This is a genomic window from Streptosporangium lutulentum, assembly GCF_030811455.1.
Classification (GTDB): domain Bacteria; phylum Actinomycetota; class Actinomycetes; order Streptosporangiales; family Streptosporangiaceae; genus Streptosporangium; species Streptosporangium lutulentum.
Genome location: NZ_JAUSQU010000001.1, coordinates 2,340,861 through 2,359,147, shown reverse-complemented (window position 1 = coordinate 2,359,147; position 18,287 = coordinate 2,340,861). Strand labels below are relative to the sequence as shown.

The window sequence follows — 18,287 nt, the reverse complement described above, 5'->3', positions numbered from 1 at the left end:
TCTTTGCAAGTGGTAGAAATTCTCTTGTGACAACACTTCTCCAGAAGTCCGCCACGCTGTGCGCCGTCCTCGCTCTGGCCGGCGCGGCCTGCTCCGCCCCCCAGGGCCCGGCCGACCGGACGGATGACACGTTCGTCCTCGGTCTGAGCTCGGAATTCGACAATCTGAACCCGGTGCTCGGCTTCTCCCCCGACGGGGGCTCGTTGATCTTCGACGGATTGATGAGCCGGACGCCCGACCTGACGATCAAGCCCGCGCTCGCCGCCGAGCCGCCCACCGTCTCCAAGGACGGGACGACCGTCACCTTCACCCTGAAGGAAGGGCTGAAGTTCCACGACGGAAAGCCGCTGACCAGCCAGGACGTGGAGTACACCTACGAGGCGCTGCTCGATCCCGCCAACAACTCCACGATCAGGAGCGACTACTCGGCGATCAAGGAGGTGGCGGCTCCCGACGCGCGGACCGTGGTGTTCAGCCTCCGGCACCCCTATGCGCCGCTCGTGCAGCGCACCACGCTCGGCATCGTGCCCAAGGGCACGCTGGAGAAGACCAGGCCGGTCGGCAGCGGCCCCTACCGGTTCGTCTCCTGGACACCCGGGGACAAGATCGTGCTGGAGGCGAACAAGGAGTACTGGGGCGGCGCTCCGGCGATCTCCAGGTTGGTGCTCGCCTTCGCACCCGACGACAACGTGCGCGCGACCCGGGTCCGGGCGGGCGAGTTCGACGCCACCGTGCTGCCGCCGAAGGCCGCCGCCGGCTTACGCGGGCGGCAGGACGTGACCGTGTACGACGTGCCGAGCGCCGACTACCGCGCGATCATGTTCCCGATGACCCAGCCGGTGACCGGCGACCGGGCCGTGCGCAAGGCGTTCGGCCTGGCCCTCGACCGGCAGGCGATGGCCGACACGATCCTGGCCGGCGCGGGCACCCCCGCCTACGGGCCGATCTCGCCCGACACCGCATGGCACAACCCCGAGGTGACCGGCGGCACCGACCCCGCGGCCGCGCGAAAGCTGCTCGACGAAGCGGGCTGGGTCATGGGCGAGGACGACATCAGGGAGAAGGACGGCAGGAAGGCCGGGTTCACCCTGATGTATCCGGCGGGCGACTCGCTGCGCAAGGAACTCGCGCTGGCCGCCGCCTCCGACGCCAAGAAGATCGGCCTGCGCGTCGAGCCGATCGGCCTGGACTGGGACGCGATCGAAGCGCGACTGGGCAAGGACGCGGCGGTCATGGGATTCGGCAGCCCGTACGACCCCGACTACGTCAACTACGAGCTGTTCCACTCCGGCTTCAAGGGCCAGGGCTTCTTCAACCCCGGCCTCTACGACAACCCCGAGGTCGACAGGCTGCTGGAGCGGGGCAGAGCCTCGGGCGAGCGGGCGGAGCGCGAACAGGCCTACGCCGGCTTCCAGAAAATCATCAGGGACGACGAGGTCTACTCCTACCTGGTCTTCCTCAAGCACGTGTACGTGATCCGCGGCGAGTACGAAGGGATCGTGCCGGGCGTGGACGGGCACGAGCACGCCACCGGAGGCCTGTTCGCCGGCATCCCCACCTGGAAGCCGGTCGCGTGAGAGCGATCCTCAAGATGGTCGCCTGGCGGGTGGCCTTCGCGATACCGCTGCTGACGGCCGTCACGATCGGCATGTTCGCGCTGGCCCAGGCCTCCCCCTTCGACCCGGTCAGGCAGTATCTCGGCGAACGCGCACTGGTCACCTCTCCGGAGGTGGTCGAGTCGATCCGGCAGAACTGGGGCCTGGACCGGCCGGTCCTCGAACAGTACGCCACCTGGTTCGGCAACCTGGCCGGCGGTGATCTGGGCGAGTCGCGTTCCTTCCACCGGCCGGTCAGCGAGATCATCGGCGAGCGGCTGGGCTGGACCCTGCTGGCCACCGGCTCGGCGCTGGTGCTGATGTTCGTCGGCAGCCTGGTGGTGGGCACCCTCGCCGCCTGGCGGCGCGGCTCCTGGCTGGACCGGGTGATCACCGGCGGCGCGTTCGCCAACGAGGCCGCCCCGGTGTTCTGGCTGGGGCTGCTGGCCATCTGGGTCTTCGCGGTCCAGCTGGACTGGCTGCCCGCGGGAGGCCTGACGGATGCGGCGTCGACCACGATCAACCCCGCCGACGTGGCCGCGCACATGGTCCTGCCGGTCGCGGTTCTGGCGATCTCCCAGTCGTCGTGGCTGGTGCTCTATGTGCGGGAGTCGGTCATCGGGGTGCTGCGGGAGGACTTCGTGATCGGCGCCCGCGCCCGTGGCCTGCGCGAGCGAACCGTGATCGTACGGCACGCGCTGAGGTCGGCGCTGCTGCCCTTCCTCACCCTGCTCGGCGCCCGGATGCCGGAACTGGTCACCGGCGCGATCCTGGTCGAGACGATCTTCTCCTGGCCCGGCGTCGCCGCGGCCTCGGTCCAGGCGGCGCTGGCCGTGGACTTCCCGCTGCTGGCGGCGCTCACGCTGCTGGGCACGGCGGCGGTGCTGGCCGGAAACCTGCTCGCCGACATCGCCTACACCGTGGCCGACCCGCGGGTGCGCACTCTGGGGGTGGGCTGAATGCCGGTGAGACTCGCGATCGGCACCCTGGTGGTGCTGGCACTCGCCGTCCTCCTGGTGCCCCCCGTCGTGGACCTCGACCAGAGCCTGGTGGACCTGCGCGCGGCCGGGCAGCCGCCCTCTCTCTCGCATCCCTTCGGCACCGACGAGGTCGGGCGGGACGTGCTGATCCGGTCGATCTACGGCCTGCGGGTCTCCTTCATGGTGGGCCTGGTGGCCGCGCTGGTCAGCATGGTGATCGGCGGGCTCATGGGCCTGGCCGCGGGCGCCCTGGGAGGACTGCCCGACCGTCTTCTCATGCGGGTGGTGGACGGCTTCAACGCCCTGCCGCACCTGCTGTTCGGCATCTTCATCGTCGCGCTGTTCGCGCCGAGCGCCGCCGCCGTGGTGGTCTCCGTGGGCGTGACGCACTGGACCACGGCCGCGCGGATCGTCCGCTCGGAGGTGCTCTCGCTGCGCTCACGCCCGTTCGTGGAGGCGGCGATCTCCGGCGGCTCGACCAGGATGCGGGTGATCCGCCGCCATCTCCTCCCGCATCTTCTCCCCCACCTGATGCTGGCGACGGTGCTGATGATGCCTCACGCGATCTGGCACGAGACCGCGCTGAGCTTTCTCGGTCTGGGTCTGCCTCCGCACCTGGCCTCACTCGGCAACATGATCAACGATGGGCAGCGCTCGCTGCTCACCGGCGACTGGTGGTCGAGCCTGGTGCCCGGCCTGTTCATCCTGGTGCCCACGCTGGCGGTGTCGGTGCTGGCCCAGCACTGGCGCGACCGCCGCAGCCCCCGCTGGAGATCGGAGCTGGAACTTTGACCGACCGGAAACGACTACGGGTCCAGGAACTGAGCGTCGGCTTCCGGATCCCGGGCGCGCTGGTGCAGGCGGTCAGCGAGGCCACCTTCGAGGTACGGCCGGGCAGGTGCCTGGCCCTGGTGGGCGAGTCGGGGTGCGGCAAGTCGGTGCTCGCGCACGCGTTGCTCGGCCTGCTCCCGGACAACGCGACGGTCTCCGGCCAGGCATGGCTGGAACACGGCGGGGAGCCGGTGGAACTGGTCGGCGCCTCACAGGCCGTACTCGCCGAGCGGGTGCGCGGGCGCGCGATCGGGCTCATCCCGCAGAGCCCGGCCACCCACCTCACGCCCGTGCGCACGGCGCGGGCGCAACTCCAGGAGGCCGTGCGCGAACTCGGCTCGCGCGCCACGGCCGACGACCTGGCGGCGCGGTACGGCCTGCGCCCGCACGAGCTGGACCGCTACCCGCACGAGTTGTCGGGCGGCATGGCCCAGCGCGTGGCGAACGCGATCGCGCTGGCGGGCGACCCGTGGCTGGTGCTGGCCGACGAGCCGACCAGCGGGCTGGACCGGCCCCTGGTGGACCGGGCGATGGCGACGCTGCGCGAGCTGTGCGACGAGGGGCGTGCCGTACTGCTGATCACGCACGACCTGCGCGCGGCCGAGCGGGTCGCCGACGACCTCGCGGTGATGTACGCCAGCCGCCTGGTCGAGGTGGGGCCGGTGGCCGAGGTGCTCGGGCGCCCCCGCCACCCGTACACGTCGGGACTGGTGGCGGCCCAGCCGGACCGGGCGTTCGTCCCCATCCCCGGCCTGCCGCCCGAGCTGACCCGGCTGCCCGAAGGGTGTGCGTTCCGGTCGCGCTGCGGCCACGAGACCGAGCGGTGCGCCGCGCCGCCGCCGATGGACGGCGGCGTGGCCTGCCACCACGCCCTGGAGGACAGGCATGCTTGAAGCGTCCGCGATCACCGTCAGGTACGGCGGGCACACCGCGCTGGACGAGGCGTCCCTGACGATCACGCCCGGTGAGGTGACCGGCCTGGCCGGGCCGAGCGGCTGCGGGAAGTCGACGCTGGCCCGGGTCATGGCGCTGATGCTGCGCCCGGCGTCCGGCACGCTCACCGTGGACGGCACGGCCGTGACGCGCTGGCGACAGCGCGCGGCACGCGACCTGCGCATCCGGGTGGCCCTGATCTACCAGCAACCCCGGCTCGCGGTGGATCCACGCCTCACGCTCGCCGAAGTGATCGGCGAGCCCCTGGTCGCGAACGGCCGGCCGGACGAGGGGCGCGTCGTCGAACTGGCCCGGGAGACCGGCCTGACCGACGAGCTGCTCACGCGATGGCCGCACGAGGTCTCCGACGGGCAGTTGCAGCGGGCCTGCGTGGCCAGGGCGCTGACCCTGGAACCCCGTTACCTGATCTGCGATGAGATGACCACCATGCTGGACGCCTCCACGCAGGCGCACCTGGTCGGGGTGGTGAACGCCTACCGGGAACGCACCGGGGCGGGAGTCCTGGCGATCAGTCACGACCCGATCCTGCTGGATCGCTGGGCCGACGAGATCGTCGGTTTCGCCGGAGACGGGCGCTGACAGGTCCGTCTCCGTCACCGGTCTCCGTCACCTGGCTCCGTCATCGGCCCGCAGGGCTCCGGGCCGGCGGGCGCGCGCGGGGCCGGCCGCATGGAAGCCGAGGTCGTCGGCCTCCCGGGGTCACTCCCGCGAGCAGGGGTCGGCGGGCTCGCGGGCCATGTCGACGGCGTGGCCGAGCAGGTGCAAGGGTCCCGCGTGGACGCCCGCCGCCTCCATCTCCTTCCAGTAGGCAAGGGCCGGTGAGACGTCCACCAGGCCGTGTACCAGGGGAAGGCCGGGGCGGGCGGCCCAGAGGAGCGATTCGAGGCGGCAGGAGGCGATCGTGCCGGGAAGCCAGGGTTGCGCCGCGTATCCCGCCGCCGCGGCCGGAGGCAGCCCCTCGGCGATCCGCCGCTCGACGTCACGGATCGCCAGCAGGCCGCCGCCCACCGTCAGCGCGTCACGTCGTTCCGCCATCCTGGCCAGGGCCTTCCCCGTGTCGAAGCAGTGCGGGAAGGAGTCGTCGACGACGATCGCGCCGGGCCGCAGCCGCTCCACGTCGAGCGGCGCGCCACCGCCGCTGACCGCGGTGACGAGGAGAGCCGACTCGTACACGACGTCCGGCAGCTCCGGGTCGGACTCGTGTACCTCGACGGCTCCGGCCAGGTCACGGCCGACCAGCTCACCGGCCAGTTCCGTGAGACGGGGTGCGCTCCCCGCGACGTCACACAGGAGCAGCCGGGCGGGTGGCCGCTCGGCGAGGGTCAGGAGCAGTTCGAGCGACGCCCGGCCGATCGAGCCCAGACCGACCACCGCGACGGTGAGTTCACCGAGGGTGTACCTCGACCGTTCGAGCGCGGCGTGGACGGTCTTGACCACGGACACGACGGTCGCCGCATGACCGGTGGTGACAGCCGCTCGGGTCTTCGTCTCCCGCAGGACGTCGAATCCGTAGCCGGTGAGCGAGGGGATCATTCCGGCGAGCGAGACGCAGCGGGCCCCCAGCGAGGCGGCGTACTCCACCGCCCCGGCGGTGCGCGCGGCCAGATCGGGGACGACCGGAAGTTCGTCGGCGAACAACGGGAGACAGATGAATCCGGAACGGCCCAAGGGGGTGCCGATCTCCTCGACCAGACGGGGGCGCCCTTCGGGGAAGAGGAGATCCCTTAGCCGTTCACGCGGCAACGAGACGGCCGCGGATCCGGCGAGTGAGGCGAGGTGCCCGGGTGCGGGGAGGTATCCGACGAGCGCGGCGTCCAAGGCGCCCGCCGCGTCGACCGTCCCCGCCGCCTTGACGGCGCCGGCCGGACGGACGGGATCCACGGCCTCGTCCGCGGCTCTGGTGAGTTCCTCCCCCAACGCACGCGCGAACGCGTCGAAGTCCGCCTCCGTGAAGGCCGCGGCCGAAGCCCTCAGCACCAGCCGCAGCTCTCCGGTCCCGACCGGCCGCACGGCCAGGAACGTGTCGGTGCCCATCGGCGGCGGGGTGAGTTCGGGATCCGTGTCGTCCCACGACAGGGTCAACGCGTCACCGCTCAGCGGCCCGAGTGCGGAGAAGTCGAGAAAGGTGAAGAAGAACCGGGCGGCCGCCGGCACCCCCCCGCCCCCGTGGATGCCCTCGCCGCCTTCGGTGCGGGCGGCCGTCACCTCGGCGGCGACCCCGCGCAGGTCCTCGGCGAAGGTGCGCGTGGTCGCGCCCTCTCCGTGCGGCGGGCCCGGACGCAGCGGCACGGCGGTGGCGAAGGGCCCGAACACGAGGTGCGCGTCGGGCAACGCGTGGTCGCGACCGGTGACGGCCAGTCCGAGGATGAGGTCGTCCTGCCCGGTGACGGCGGCCAGGGTCCGGTAGTACGCGGTGAGCAGCGAGACGAAGAGCGTCGTCCCCGCCTCGCCGGCGACCCGGCGCAGGACCGCCACCCGGTTCGCGTCGAGCGTGAACCCGGTGCATCGATACGGCGACGCCGGCACGAAACCCTCGCGGGTCCTTCCGAGGACCGGACGCCGGTACGGGGCGGCGAGCCGCGCGCGCCGGGCGGGGGTCGTCGTCGCGCGCTCCAGCAGGGCCACATGGTCGCGGAAGGTGCCGCGAAGCGGGGGAGGCTCGGTGCCACCCCGCAGGAGACGGTCGTACGCGGCGAGCAGCTCACCGCCCAGGAGCGCCACGCTGTATCCGTCCCCGATCAGATGATGGGCGTGGACGACCAGCACGTGCTCGTCGGGCGCGAGGGTGATCAGCCGCAGCCGCAGCAGCGGCCACGCCCATGACTCGAGGTGGCGTTCGCGTTCCTCGGCGACCCTCGACGGCAACAGCCCGGGGTCGGCCAGGGTCTCGAAGACGACGGGGAGCCGCAGGGCGGGCGGAAGTTCCTGCTGGACCGGAGGGCGCGCACCGGCGGGGAAGACGGTCCGCAGCATGGGATGACGAACGACGCAGGTGTCGACCGCGCGCTGGAACAGGTCCGGATCCAGCCGTCCGTGCACCCTCATGCGGGCCAGCCATGCCGGGTCGGCGTCGGGCGCCATCGCCTCGGCGAGCAGGAAGCCGCGCTGCGAGGGGGTGAGCGGGAACGGGGAAGGACCCGTGCGGTCGGCGCGGGACGGGTGGAGGCCACCTTGCCGGCGGTCTCCGTCGCCCTCCGTGGAGTCGCCCGCCGTGGAGTCCCCCGCCGGGGCGTCGTCCGGCGAGGTGTCCTCCACGGAGGCGCTGTCCACGGCGGCGGCCAGGGCGCCGAGCGTGCCATGGGTGTAGACGACGGTGGGCCTGGGCAGCACGGGGATCTCCTCCCGCAGCCGCGCGAACACCTGGAGGACGAGGATCGAGTCCCCGCCCAGCGCGAAGAAGTCGTCGTCCCTGCCGATCCGTGGCACGTCGAGGAGTTCGGACCAGATCCGTGCCAGCAGGAGCTCGGTCGGCGTCACCGGAGAGGTCCCCGGAGCGTCGCCGGCCGAGGCGGGCGGCCGGTCGGCGACGCCCTCGGCGGTGTGCACGGCGCCCTCGGCGATGCCCGCGGCGGGCGGCCGATCCGCGGCGCCCTCGGCGGTGTCCATGGCGCTCTCGGCGGTGGCGGGCCGGGGCGCGGGCACGCCGAGCCCGCTGCGGTCGACCTTGCCGGTACCCGTCAGAGGAAGCACGTCGACGATGCGGATGCGGGACGGGAGCATGTACGCCGGCAGGGTCCGGGCCAGATGCGCGCGCAGGGCCGTGGCCTCCGGCGCCGAGGCGCCCGCCCGGCATTCGACGAAGGCGGCGAGCCGATCGTCGTGGACGACGACGGCGGCACGGGCCACAGCGGGATGTGTCTGCAGGACCGCCTCGATCTCGCCGGGTTCCACCCTGTGCCCACGTGTCTTCACCTGGTCGTCGACGCGCCCGAGGAACTCCAGCTCCCCGTCCGGGCCGCGGAGAACCCGGTCGCCGCTTCGGTACCAGCGCCGCCCGTCGCGCTCCGTGAACGCGGCGGCCGTCAGTTCGGGCTCGCCCAGGTATCCCGGAGTGAGACCCACCCCGGAGATGAGGAGTTCGCCGGGCTCACCCGGGGCGCAACGCCGGCCGTCCGGGGCCACCACCTCGACCCGCGTCCCGGTGAGGGGACGGCCGATCGGCAGGGTGAGCACGTCGTCGGCGGGACGGGTGCCGATGACGTGGAAGGTCGCGTTGACGGTCGCCTCGGTGGGCCCGTACAGGTTGGCGATCCGGTGGCCCGGTCCGAACAGGTCGTACCAGCGCCTGACGTGGGCGGCGGGCAGCGCCTCGCCGCCCACGTGGATCCATCGCAGCCCCGACAGGTCCGGCAACGGCGCGCCGCTTCGCACCCGGGTCTCCGCCGCTTCGAGAAGCCGCGACCACAGGGTGGGCACGGAGCTCCACACGGAGATCCGGCCCCGCTCGACTCGGTCCAGCAGGGCCTCGGGGTCCCGGAGGAGGTGCCGGGGCACGGTGACCACGGTGGCGCCGACGAGCAGCGGCGCCAGGAGCTGGCGCACCGAGGCGTCGAAGCACACGGAGGCGGTCTGGGCGAGCCGGTCGCCGCGGTGATAGCCGAACGTGGCCAGTGCCCAGTCCAGGTAGTTCTCCATCGACCTGTGCGTGATCGGCACCGCCTTGGGGCGGCCGGTGGAGCCCGAGGTGAAGATCACGTACGCGAACGCGTCAGGGTCGGTGGCCTGCGCCCCCGCGCCGCCGTCGTACGGCGGCGCGGGCATCCGGCCGCCGACGGTGACGAGCGCGACGGACGCGGCCTCGGCGAGCGTCGTCGCCGGGACGCGGGTCGCGTCATGGCAGACGAGGGCCCGCGCCCCGGACCGTTTCAGCTGATCGGCCAGCCGCGAGGGCGGATGCGTGGCGTCCAGCGGTACCCATCCGGCGCCCGCACGGAGAATCCCGACGACACCCGCCACGGTGTCGGCGCCGGGCTCGGTGAGCAACCCCACCAGGTCGCCCGGGGCGACGCCGGCGGCGCACAGCCGGGCGGCGAGGGCCGCGGAAGCGCGGTCGAGCCCGGCGTAGGTCACGGTGGTCTCGCCCGTGTCGACGGCGACCTCGCCGGGAGTCGCGCGGAATCGGGCGCACAGCCGCGCGACGACGCCCACGCGCGGTGCCGTGACCCGCGGCTCGGCCCGCGTCTCCTTCGGGTTCCCGGGGAGGCCGATCGCGGTGAGTTCGGCCAGGTGTTCCCGGGCCAGCCTTTCGATCGTCGTGCGATCGAACAGCCGCGAGGGGAAGTTCCAGGAAAAGCGCAGTTCGCCGCCTGACTCCCAGCCCAGCAGGCTCAGCCGCGTGGCGGCCGAAGCGGTTCCCGCCGCGGCCGGCCGGACGTCCACCGGGCAGCCGGGATCGAGGGAGGCCGGGAAACGCGCGAAGCTGAACGACGCGGGGCCGGCCGTACGGGGTCCGGCGCCGTCCGCGGGCAGCAGCCGGGCCAGATCCAGGCTGGTGAGCCGGGCGTGCCTCTCCCCCGCGGACCAGATGTCCAGGAGCCGTGCCGCGAGCGCGTGCGCGGGTTCGTCCGGATCGACCCTGGCCGACACCGGCAGGGTGTCCGCCAGCGGGCCGACGATCCGCTCGACCCCGGGAAGCCGGATGTCGCGGCGGGCCCGGGCGACGTTCACGGTCACGTCACGCCGGTCACCGCTCCATCGGGACAGACAGCGCATGTACGCGGCGAGCAGCAGATGGAACAGGGAGACGCCGTGCGCCGCGGCGAGGTCGCGCAACGCGGCCGACAGCTCCGGGCCGACGGCGACCTGATGCGCGAGCAGCGGGGGCCGGGGAAGTCCGCGCGGATCACCGTCGTAGGGAAGGGCGAGGGGCTCGCCTCCGGGGGCGAGTGTCCCGCGCCAGTACGCCAGGTCCTCGGCGAAGGCCGCCCCCGACCGTTCCTCGCGCACGTGGGCGGCGTAGGCGGAGAACGTCGTGCCGGGCGGGGGCAGGGCGGGGGTTCCGCCCCGCGCGAGCGCGGTGTAGACGGTCCACAGTTCCTCACAGAGGAGGTTGAGGCTGAAACCGTCGGCGGCGACGTGGTGGACGACAAGGACGAGGTGAGCGATACCGGTGGCGGTGTGTGCGAGCAGCGCGCGCACCGGCGCCTCGGCGAGGTCGAAGGGGCGGTTGCACAGTGCCGCTTCGAGGGCCTCCAGCTCCTCGCGGTTCTCACCCGCGCCGGAGAGCGGGCGGACGTCGTACCAGCCGGGCACCGGGCCGTGGCCGGAGGGGACGGCGATCTGCGTGGGTGCGGCGTCATCGGGACGGACGCGGAGACGGAGCATGGGGTGGCGGTCGGCGAGGTGCCCCAGCGCCCGGCCCAGCAGCTCGGGGCTGAGCGGACCGGTGACGGTCTGGCGCACGTAGCCGTAGGCGGCGACGTCCGGATGCAGGCGGGCCTGGGTGTGGAAGGCGAGCTGCACCGGCGTCAGGGGGAAGGGGGCGCCGTCGGCCACCGCCTCCCGGTCGTCCCGGGGAGCGTCGCCCCGGTGCGGCTCGCCGGTCTGGAGGTGCGCCGCGAGCTCGCGCAGGGTCCGGTGCTCGAAGAACAGCGTGATCGGCAGCGAGCGGTCCAGTTCCCTCTCCAGCCGCTTGACGAGATCGACGGCCGTGAGCGAGTCGAGGCCGAGGCCAAGAAGCGACTCGTCGTCGCCGAGGTCGTCGGGGCCGCGCCGGAGCGCCACGGCCACCAGCCGCCGCAGGACGGCCGGCACGCTGTTCTCCTCCTCGGCCCGCCCCTCCGTACGCGCCGTGGGCACGGGAACGGGCGCACGGGCGACCGCGGGCGCTCCTGTGCCGACGCCGGCGCGCGGACGTGACGGGGAGCCCGGCTCCAGTTCGGCGATCAGGAGCTGGGCGGCCTCGACGCCGCAGGCGTCACGCAGCGCCTCCAGTGCGGTGGCGACGGCCAGGGGCTTGGGCCCGCGGACGGCGCCGCCCGCCGGTACGCCCGTCTTCGCGGCCAGGCCGGTCCCGGCGAACGCGGCGAAGTTCAGCGCCTGCCACGGACGGCCGGCGGCGCGCTCGGCGGCGGCGAAGGCGTCGAGGTACGCGTTGGCCGCCGCGTAGTCGCCGAGTGCTCCGGCCAGGCCCGGCAGCACCGAGGAGACCGAGGAGAAGGCCACGCAGACCACGGGGCGCAGACCGTGACGCCGGAGCCCGCGTGCCAGGAGGTAGCCGCCCCGCGTCTTGGCGGCCAGGCCCTCGGCCACCTCCTGGAGGGACTTGGCGCGCAGTGTCCCCGGCCGTACCACCCCGGCCGCGTGGAACACTCCGTCCAGGCGTGGCAGGTCCGCCAGGACGGCGTCGACGTCGGCCTCGCACGACACGTCGGCGACGCGGTACTCCGCGACGGCGCCGCGTGCCCGGAGGTCGGACAGCAGCCCGGCGGGCGGTCGCGGCGAGCGGCCGGTCAGCACCAGCGTCGGCCGGCCGCGATCGGCGAGGTCGCGCGCGAGCGCGCTCCCCATCCCACCGGCGCCTCCGGTGATCAGGTACACCCCGTCGGCGGGCAGGTCCGCCGGCGCCGCGGCGACGGCCTCGGTGACACGGCGGAGGCGCCGGCCCGCACGCCAGGCGACGGCGCCCGCGTTCCCGGCGGGAGCCCCGCCGTCCCGCGTCCCTTCCCGGGCGGCCAGTTCCCGGTCGAGCGCGGCGAGGTGCGCGGCGACGCCGTCCAGGGAGGACAGGTCGACGCTCCGGACCACGACGCCGGGAAGCTCCTCGGGCAGCGCGAGCGCCAGCCCGATGAGCACCGCCTGCTCCGGGCGCAGGCGTTCCGGTGCCACTCCGGTGGCGTGGACGTCCTCGGTCACGACGAGAACCCGGGGCCGGTCCCGAGCGAGCCGGGGCAGCAGGTCCTGAAGGTCTTTCACCATGGTGAGCTGCGCGGTGTCCAGCGCCGCCGCCGAGTCGGGCTCCGTGGCGGGGCCGGGGAGGAGGACGGCGACGTCCGGACGCGGCGCCCCCTCCGGAAGCGGGTCCCCCTCCCGCCGCACAGCGACGCCGCGCCGCGCGAGCCGGTCCGCCAGCGCGCGAGAGAGCGGGCAGTCCGGACCGGCCAGGAGCACCGTGCGTGGCTCGGGTCCGACGGTCAGCGGCGCGTCGTCCCACACGAACCGGTGCAGCAACCGCCGGGGCGCGGACGCCGGCCAGTACCGCCGGCGATGGAAGGGGTAGGTGGGCACGGCGAGACGTGCGCGTCCGGCGTCCAGCGCCGTGCGGTCCAGGCTCACGCCGCGCTGCCAGAGCCTGCCCGCCGTCTCCAGCAGGCCGCGCGCGCCGTCCTCGTTCCCGGCTGCCAGCACGACGGCGCCGGCCCCTTGCGCGTGTGCCGCCGCGACCGTGCGGACGGGCCCGCTCAGGATGGGGGCGGGGCCGAGTTCCAGGAAGGTGTCGTATCCGTCGTCGAGCAGACGCTCCACGGCGGCGCCGAAGCGGACCGGCCGCGCCGCGTGCTCCCGCAGGTACTCCGGGGAGAGGACCGGCTGCCACTCGGCGGTGACCGTGCTCATCAGCGGTGTGACGGACGGGTGGAGGGTCAGGGAGGCGGCCGCCTCGGCCAGCGGCCCGAGCGCGGGGTCCATCAGCGGGGAGTGGAACGCCCGGGACACCTCCAGCCGGCGCGCGGCCACGCCCTGGGCGGTCAGCTCGCGCACGGCACGGTCGACGGCCTCCGGCGTCCCGGCGACGACCACCTGGGCAGAGGCGTTGATCGCGGCCACGCTCAGCGCGCCCCGCGAATCGGCCACCAGCGCGGCGACGGTCTCCTCCCCTCCGCGTACGGCGGCCATGGCGCCCGGGACGCACAGGTCCCGCATCAGACGCCCGCGCTCGGCGGCGAACCGTACGGCATCGGCGAGCGTGAGCCGCCCTGCGACGCAGGCGGCGGCGATCTCACCGACGCTGTGTCCGGCGACGGCGTCCGGCGCGATGCCCCATGCGCGCAACTGGCGGGCAAGCGCGACACCGTACGCGACGAGCAGCGGCTGGGCGACCTCGGTCCGGGTGAGCTCGGTGGGGAGGACGCCGGGATCCAGGCACCAGGCCGACAGGCTGCGCCCGCCGACCTCACCGGCGAGTTCGGACGCCTCGTCGAGGACGTCCCGGAACACCGGCGCGTCCGCGTACAGGGCACGAGCCTGTCCCGGGCGTTGCGCCCCCTGTCCCGGCAGCAGGAAGACCACCCGTGGCCGGGTCCCCGGAAGGCGGCTCGCCGGGGCTTCCTCAAGGCGCGCGGCGAGATCGCCGTCGGCCACCACGGCGATCCGGTGAGGCCCCTCGTCGCGGGCCGTGGCGACGGCGGCGCAGACATCGCCCTCGTCGAGCTCCGGGTGCTCACGCAGATGCCGCGCGAGATCGGCCGTGGCGGCGCGCAGGCTCTCGGCGCTGCGTGCCGACAGCGTGAGCAGCCGCGGACGCGCGGAGACGGACGAAGGGGGCGGTCGCCGGGCGGGCGGCTCCTCCAGAATGGCGTGGGCGTTGGTACCGCCGAACCCGAACGCGTTGACGCCGGCGATCAGGGGGCCGGGCACGTCCCACTCGCGTAACCCGCTCACCACCGCGAAGCCCGATCGGCCCGGGTTCAGGTCCGGCGCGAGCGGTGAGTGGTGCAGGGACGGGGGTAGCTGCCGATGTCCGAGCGCCAGCAGCACCTTCACCAGGCCGGGCATGCCGGCGGCGTTGAGAAGATGTCCGAGGTTGGTCTTCACCGAACCGAGCAGCCGGGGACGTCCGTCGGTGCGCGGCGGCAGGGCGTGCGTGAGGGAACCCACCTCGACGGGGTCGCCGATCGGCGTACCGGTGCCGTGGGCCTCCACGTAGGACACGCTGCCGGGGTCGACGCCCGCCTCACGGTACGCCTGGGCGATGACCTCCCGTTGCGTCAGCGGATTGGGCGCCATCAGGCTCAGCGAGTGGCCGTCGTTGTTCACCGCGGTGCCGCGCAGCACCGCCAGGATCGGATCGTCGGCCCGTTCCGCGTCGTCGAGGCGCATCAGCACGACGGCCGCGCCGCCCTCCCCCGGGACGAAACCGTCGGCCGTGGCACTGAACGTGCGGCAACGCCCGGTCGGTGACAGGGCGTGGGACCTTTCCAGCGACGCGTATCCGTCGGGGGTGAGGTTGAGGTGGACGCCGCCGACAACGGCGATGTCGCATTCGCCCTGCTGCAGACTGCGGCGCGCCAGGTGCAGCGCGACAAGCGCGGACGAGCAGGCGGTGTCGACGACGAGCGCGGGGCCGGTCAGGTCCAGGCAGTGCGCGACCCGGCCGGCGAGGAGGCCGGTCAGGTTCCCGGTCAGCGCCGAGGAGGGCGGCTCTGTCTCTCCATGCGCCTGTTCGAGCAGCCGCCGGTATCCGCTTTCCCCCGCCGCGGCGAACACGCCCACCCGGCGGCCCCGCCGCCTCGGCCCCGCGTATCCGGCCCGTTCCAGGGCCTCATGGGCGAGTTCGAGGAAGAGCCGCGCCTGCGGATCGGTCGCGCGGGCCTCCTCCTCCCCGATGCCGAAGTATCCGGCGTCGAAGGCGGCCGGGTCGTCGAGGAACGCGCCCCACCGGGAGTCCGCGTCCGCCGGGTCCGGCCACCGCCCGGCGGGCACGCCGGTGACGGCGTCGCGGCCTTCCGCGAGGTGGTTCCAGAACGCCTCGGGCGTGTCGGCGCCGGGGAAACGGCACGCCATCGCGGTCACGGCGATCACCGGGACGCCGCGGCCGTCTCCCGGCCGCTCCGGCTCGTCACCTCGCGCGAGGCCGTCGGCGGTCAGGACCTGGCCGGCGAGCGCGGCCACGGTGTCGTGGTCGCGCATGTCGGACGGCCGCAGGGAAACCCCGAACACGTCCTCCACGGCGGCGAGCACCTGCATGGCCTTGAGCGACGAGCCCCCGAGGGCGAAGAACCGGTCGTGCGGCCCGATCCTCGCGGCGGGCAGGTCCAGGACCCGGGCCCAGACGCCGAGAACGGCGGACTCGACGTCCCGGCGAGAACGAGGCACCGGCGACCCCGCGGCCCCGCCGCCCGCATCGGCGCTCCGGACCGGGACCGAACCGCCGGGCGCGTCCGCCGCGGGGCCGGCGCCCGTTGCCCGGTGGACCTCGAACTCCGCGTACGACCCCGACTCGAAGCGCTCTCGCATCACCGCCCGGCGCAGCTTCCCGCTCGTGGTGCGCGGGAACGCCCGGGCGGGCAACGCCAGTACCCGTACGTCGTCGTGTCCCAGCGCCTCACCGACCCGGGCCGCGACCTCGCCCGGCGCACCGGCCGTCGCGCCGGCGCCCGGCGACCGGGCCGCGACGAAGACCACGACCCGCTCCCCGCCGGACACCGGGTCGACGGAGCCGACGACGGCGACCGGGCCGTGGGGCAGACCCGGTGTGCCCGCCGCCACCTCTTCGAGGTCGGAGGCGTGGTGGGTGGAGCCGTTGACGAAGACGACGTCCTTGAACCGGCCGGTCACGCACAGCCGTCCCCGGTGGAGGAACCCCATGTCACCGGTGCGCAGCCAGCCGTCGGTGAAAGCGTCCCTCGTCGCCTCCGGGGAGCGGTGGTAACCGCGGGCCAGCTGCGGGCCGCGAACCTCGATGTGCCCGACCCGGCGCCCGCCCGGAGACCTGCCCTCGTCGTCGACGATCCGCACCTCGCATCCCGGAACGGGGCGGCCCACGTCCATCAACTCCACGGCGTGGGGGCCCGGCTCCGTGAACGCCACCCGCCCGCGGCCGAGCGCGGCCCGGTCCAGCACGAGCGGCTCCGCCACCTCGCCCGGCGGCGGGAAGGTGACCGCGAGCGTCGCCTCCGCGAGGCCGTAGACCGGCTGAAGCGCCTCCGCGGCGAGTCCGGTGGGCCGCATCCCGCGGACGAACGCGCGCCACACCGTCGGGGAGATCGGCTCCGCGCCCACCACGATCATCCGGACGCTCGTCAGATCCAGCCGGGCGAGCGTGTCCCGCGCGACCCGCCGCTCTACCAGCGCCAGGGCGAAGTTCGCCGCCGAGAGCAGCGTCGCCCGGTGGCGCGCCGCCGCCTCCAACCACAGCGCGGGCCGTTTCGCGAACGACAGCGGCTCCAGCCTCACCTGCTTGAGCCGTGCGGAGAGCGGGACCAGATGGGTGCCGATCAGTCCCATGTCGTGGAAGTAGGGCATCCAGCTCGCCGCCACGTCATCCGGTGTGATCGCCGCAGCGACGCGGATCTGCTCCAGATTGGCCAGCACGGCGGCGTGCGTCAGCTCGACGCCTTTGGGCGCCTCGGTGCTGCCCGAGGAGAACTGCAGGAACGCCACGTCCTCCGGCGCCCGCACCGGGAGGACCTCCGGCGGGCGCCCCCGGCGCAACCCGTCCAGCGGCAGGAGGCGCACGCCGTCTCCCAGCTCGGCGAGCAGCGGCGCCGTGGCCGCGTCGACGGCGATCGGGGGCCGGTGGAGAAACTCCCACACGGGAAGCACCCGCCGCACGTCGGGGGCCAGGGGAACCGGGATCAGACCGGCGGCGAGGAGGCCCCAGAACAGGGGCTGGAAGTCGTCGCCGCGGTCGGCGACAAGGAGGACGACGCTCCCGGGTGCCAGGCCCGTGTCGAGCAGGCCCCCGGCGACCCGCATCGACTCGTCCCGCAGTTCGCGGTAGGTGACGGTTCGTTCGCTGCCGTCACCGCGGACATGCACGATGACCTGTTCCGGTGCGTCCTCGGCCGCTCCCAGCAGCACATCCGGCAACACCGTCTCATCGCCCGGTCCCGGCATCGCCGCCCCGCCTTCCCGCCAGCTCCGTGGTGAGCCCGTGCCGCGTCCACGCGGGGAAAAGAGCTTACGGCCTCCTATGTCCGTACATCATGACGGATTGATCCTCAGGTGCCTTCTCTCAGCGCGGGCAGCAGTTCTTTGGCCGACCACTGCAGGAAGGCGTCCTGGTGCTCGTGGCCGATCTGCACCAGGGCGACGTGGGTGAATCCGGCGTCGGTGTAGGCGCGCACCGCCTGGACGACGGCGTCGACGTCCGGGCCGCACGGCACTTTGGCGGCCACGTCCTCGGGCCGCACGCTCTGGGTGTAGGCGGCGAAGTTGACCGGTGCGGGCAGCTCGGCCATCACCTTCCACCCGGCCGCCGACCACCTCCACAGCCGGTGGGCGCGTTCCACCGCCGCCTGCCTGTCCGGGTCGAAACAGACGGGCAACTGGCCGTACACCGGTTTGCCCTGCCCGCCGAACCCGCGCACCAGCTCGGCGTCGGGATCCACCGCTACCAGGCCGTCGCCGAACTGCCTGGCCAGCGCCAGCGACTGTTCGCCCGAGGCCGCGATCGCCAAGGGGACGCCGTCGTCGGGGCGGTCGAACAGCTTGGCCGAGTCGACGTTGAAGAACTCGCCGCGCCTGGTGACGTAGCCGCCCTCCAGCAGGTCGCGGATGATCTGCAGCGCTTCGGCGAACATCGCGTGCCGGGTGTCGACCGGCGGCCAGCCGCGGCCGATCACGTGCTCGTTGAGGTTCTCGCCCGCGCCGAGGCCCAGGGTGAAGCGGCCCTGGGAGAGCTCGCCCATCGTGGCCGCCTTCTGCGCCACGACCGCCGGGTGGTAGCGCATGATCGGGCAGGTCACATACGTCATGAGCGGCAGCCGCTCGGTGACCTGGGCCGCCGCGCCGAGCACCGACCAGGCGTACGGCGAGTGCCCCATCTCCTCCAGCCAGGGGAAGTAGTGGTCGGAGATGACCGCGTAGTCGAAGCCGATCTCCTCGGCCGCGGCGACGTCCCGGACCAGTTGCCTGGCGGGCGTCTGCTCACACATCATCGTGTAACCGATCTCTGTCATACCCCGGCCCTTACCCATCTCTTCGGACGCGGGTGCGGGCATCCCTGTCGATCGGGGCCGTGGCGGGCAAATCATCCTTTACCGGCTGT

7 protein-coding genes are annotated in these 18,287 nt (G+C 73.6%); 5 read left to right on the top strand and 2 right to left on the bottom strand.

Features of this window, described 5'->3' with window-relative positions; translation table 11 throughout:
* Positions 1-26 precede the first annotated feature (26 nt).
* Genes J2853_RS10035 through J2853_RS10015 form a run of 5 tightly spaced genes read left to right on the top strand, consistent with a single transcriptional unit; the run spans position 27 to position 4,939 of the window.
* Positions 27-1,577, top strand: coding sequence for an ABC transporter substrate-binding protein (locus J2853_RS10035; protein WP_307556719.1), 1,551 nt, complete (start codon positions 27-29; stop codon positions 1,575-1,577).
* Complete coding sequence (locus J2853_RS10030) at positions 1,574-2,554, top strand: ABC transporter permease (RefSeq protein ID WP_307556718.1); 981 nt, start codon at positions 1,574-1,576, stop codon at positions 2,552-2,554. The genes J2853_RS10035 and J2853_RS10030 overlap by 4 nt, the downstream gene beginning before the upstream one ends.
* Entirely contained in the window at positions 2,555-3,367 is an 813-nt protein-coding gene (locus tag J2853_RS10025; RefSeq protein ID WP_307556717.1) for an ABC transporter permease, read from the top strand.
* Positions 3,364-4,299: an ABC transporter ATP-binding protein gene (locus J2853_RS10020; RefSeq protein ID WP_307556716.1), complete on the top strand. Its 936-nt coding sequence runs from the start codon at positions 3,364-3,366 to the stop codon at positions 4,297-4,299. Before J2853_RS10025 ends, J2853_RS10020 begins: the two co-directional genes overlap by 4 nt.
* The gene (locus tag J2853_RS10015; RefSeq protein WP_307556715.1) at positions 4,292-4,939 is read left to right on the top strand and encodes an ABC transporter ATP-binding protein; all 648 of its coding nucleotides are present in this window, start codon (positions 4,292-4,294) and stop codon (positions 4,937-4,939) included. Before J2853_RS10020 ends, J2853_RS10015 begins: the two co-directional genes overlap by 8 nt.
* A 120-nt stretch (positions 4,940-5,059) precedes the next feature.
* On the opposite strand, the gene J2853_RS10010 is transcribed toward J2853_RS10015, so the two are convergent.
* Together J2853_RS10010 and J2853_RS10005 are read right to left on the bottom strand one after the other, a co-directional pair.
* Positions 5,060-17,134, bottom strand: coding sequence for a non-ribosomal peptide synthetase/type I polyketide synthase (locus tag J2853_RS10010; protein ID WP_307556714.1), 12,075 nt, complete (start codon positions 17,132-17,134; stop codon positions 5,060-5,062).
* Between the two features lie 104 nt (positions 17,135-17,238).
* Positions 17,239-18,198: a TIGR03557 family F420-dependent LLM class oxidoreductase gene (locus J2853_RS10005; protein ID WP_307556713.1), complete on the bottom strand. Its 960-nt coding sequence runs from the start codon at positions 18,196-18,198 to the stop codon at positions 17,239-17,241.
* Between the last annotated feature and the right edge of the window lie 89 nt (positions 18,199-18,287).

Coding starts and splice junctions, on each gene's coding strand:
- J2853_RS10010 (WP_307556714.1), bottom strand. CDS start 17,134: ATGCCGGGACCGGGCGATGAGACGGTGTTGCCGGATGTGCTGCTGGGA.
- J2853_RS10005 (WP_307556713.1), bottom strand. CDS start 18,198: ATGACAGAGATCGGTTACACGATGATGTGTGAGCAGACGCCCGCCAGG.
- J2853_RS10025 (WP_307556717.1), top strand. CDS start 2,555: ATGCCGGTGAGACTCGCGATCGGCACCCTGGTGGTGCTGGCACTCGCC.
- J2853_RS10015 (WP_307556715.1), top strand. CDS start 4,292: ATGCTTGAAGCGTCCGCGATCACCGTCAGGTACGGCGGGCACACCGCG.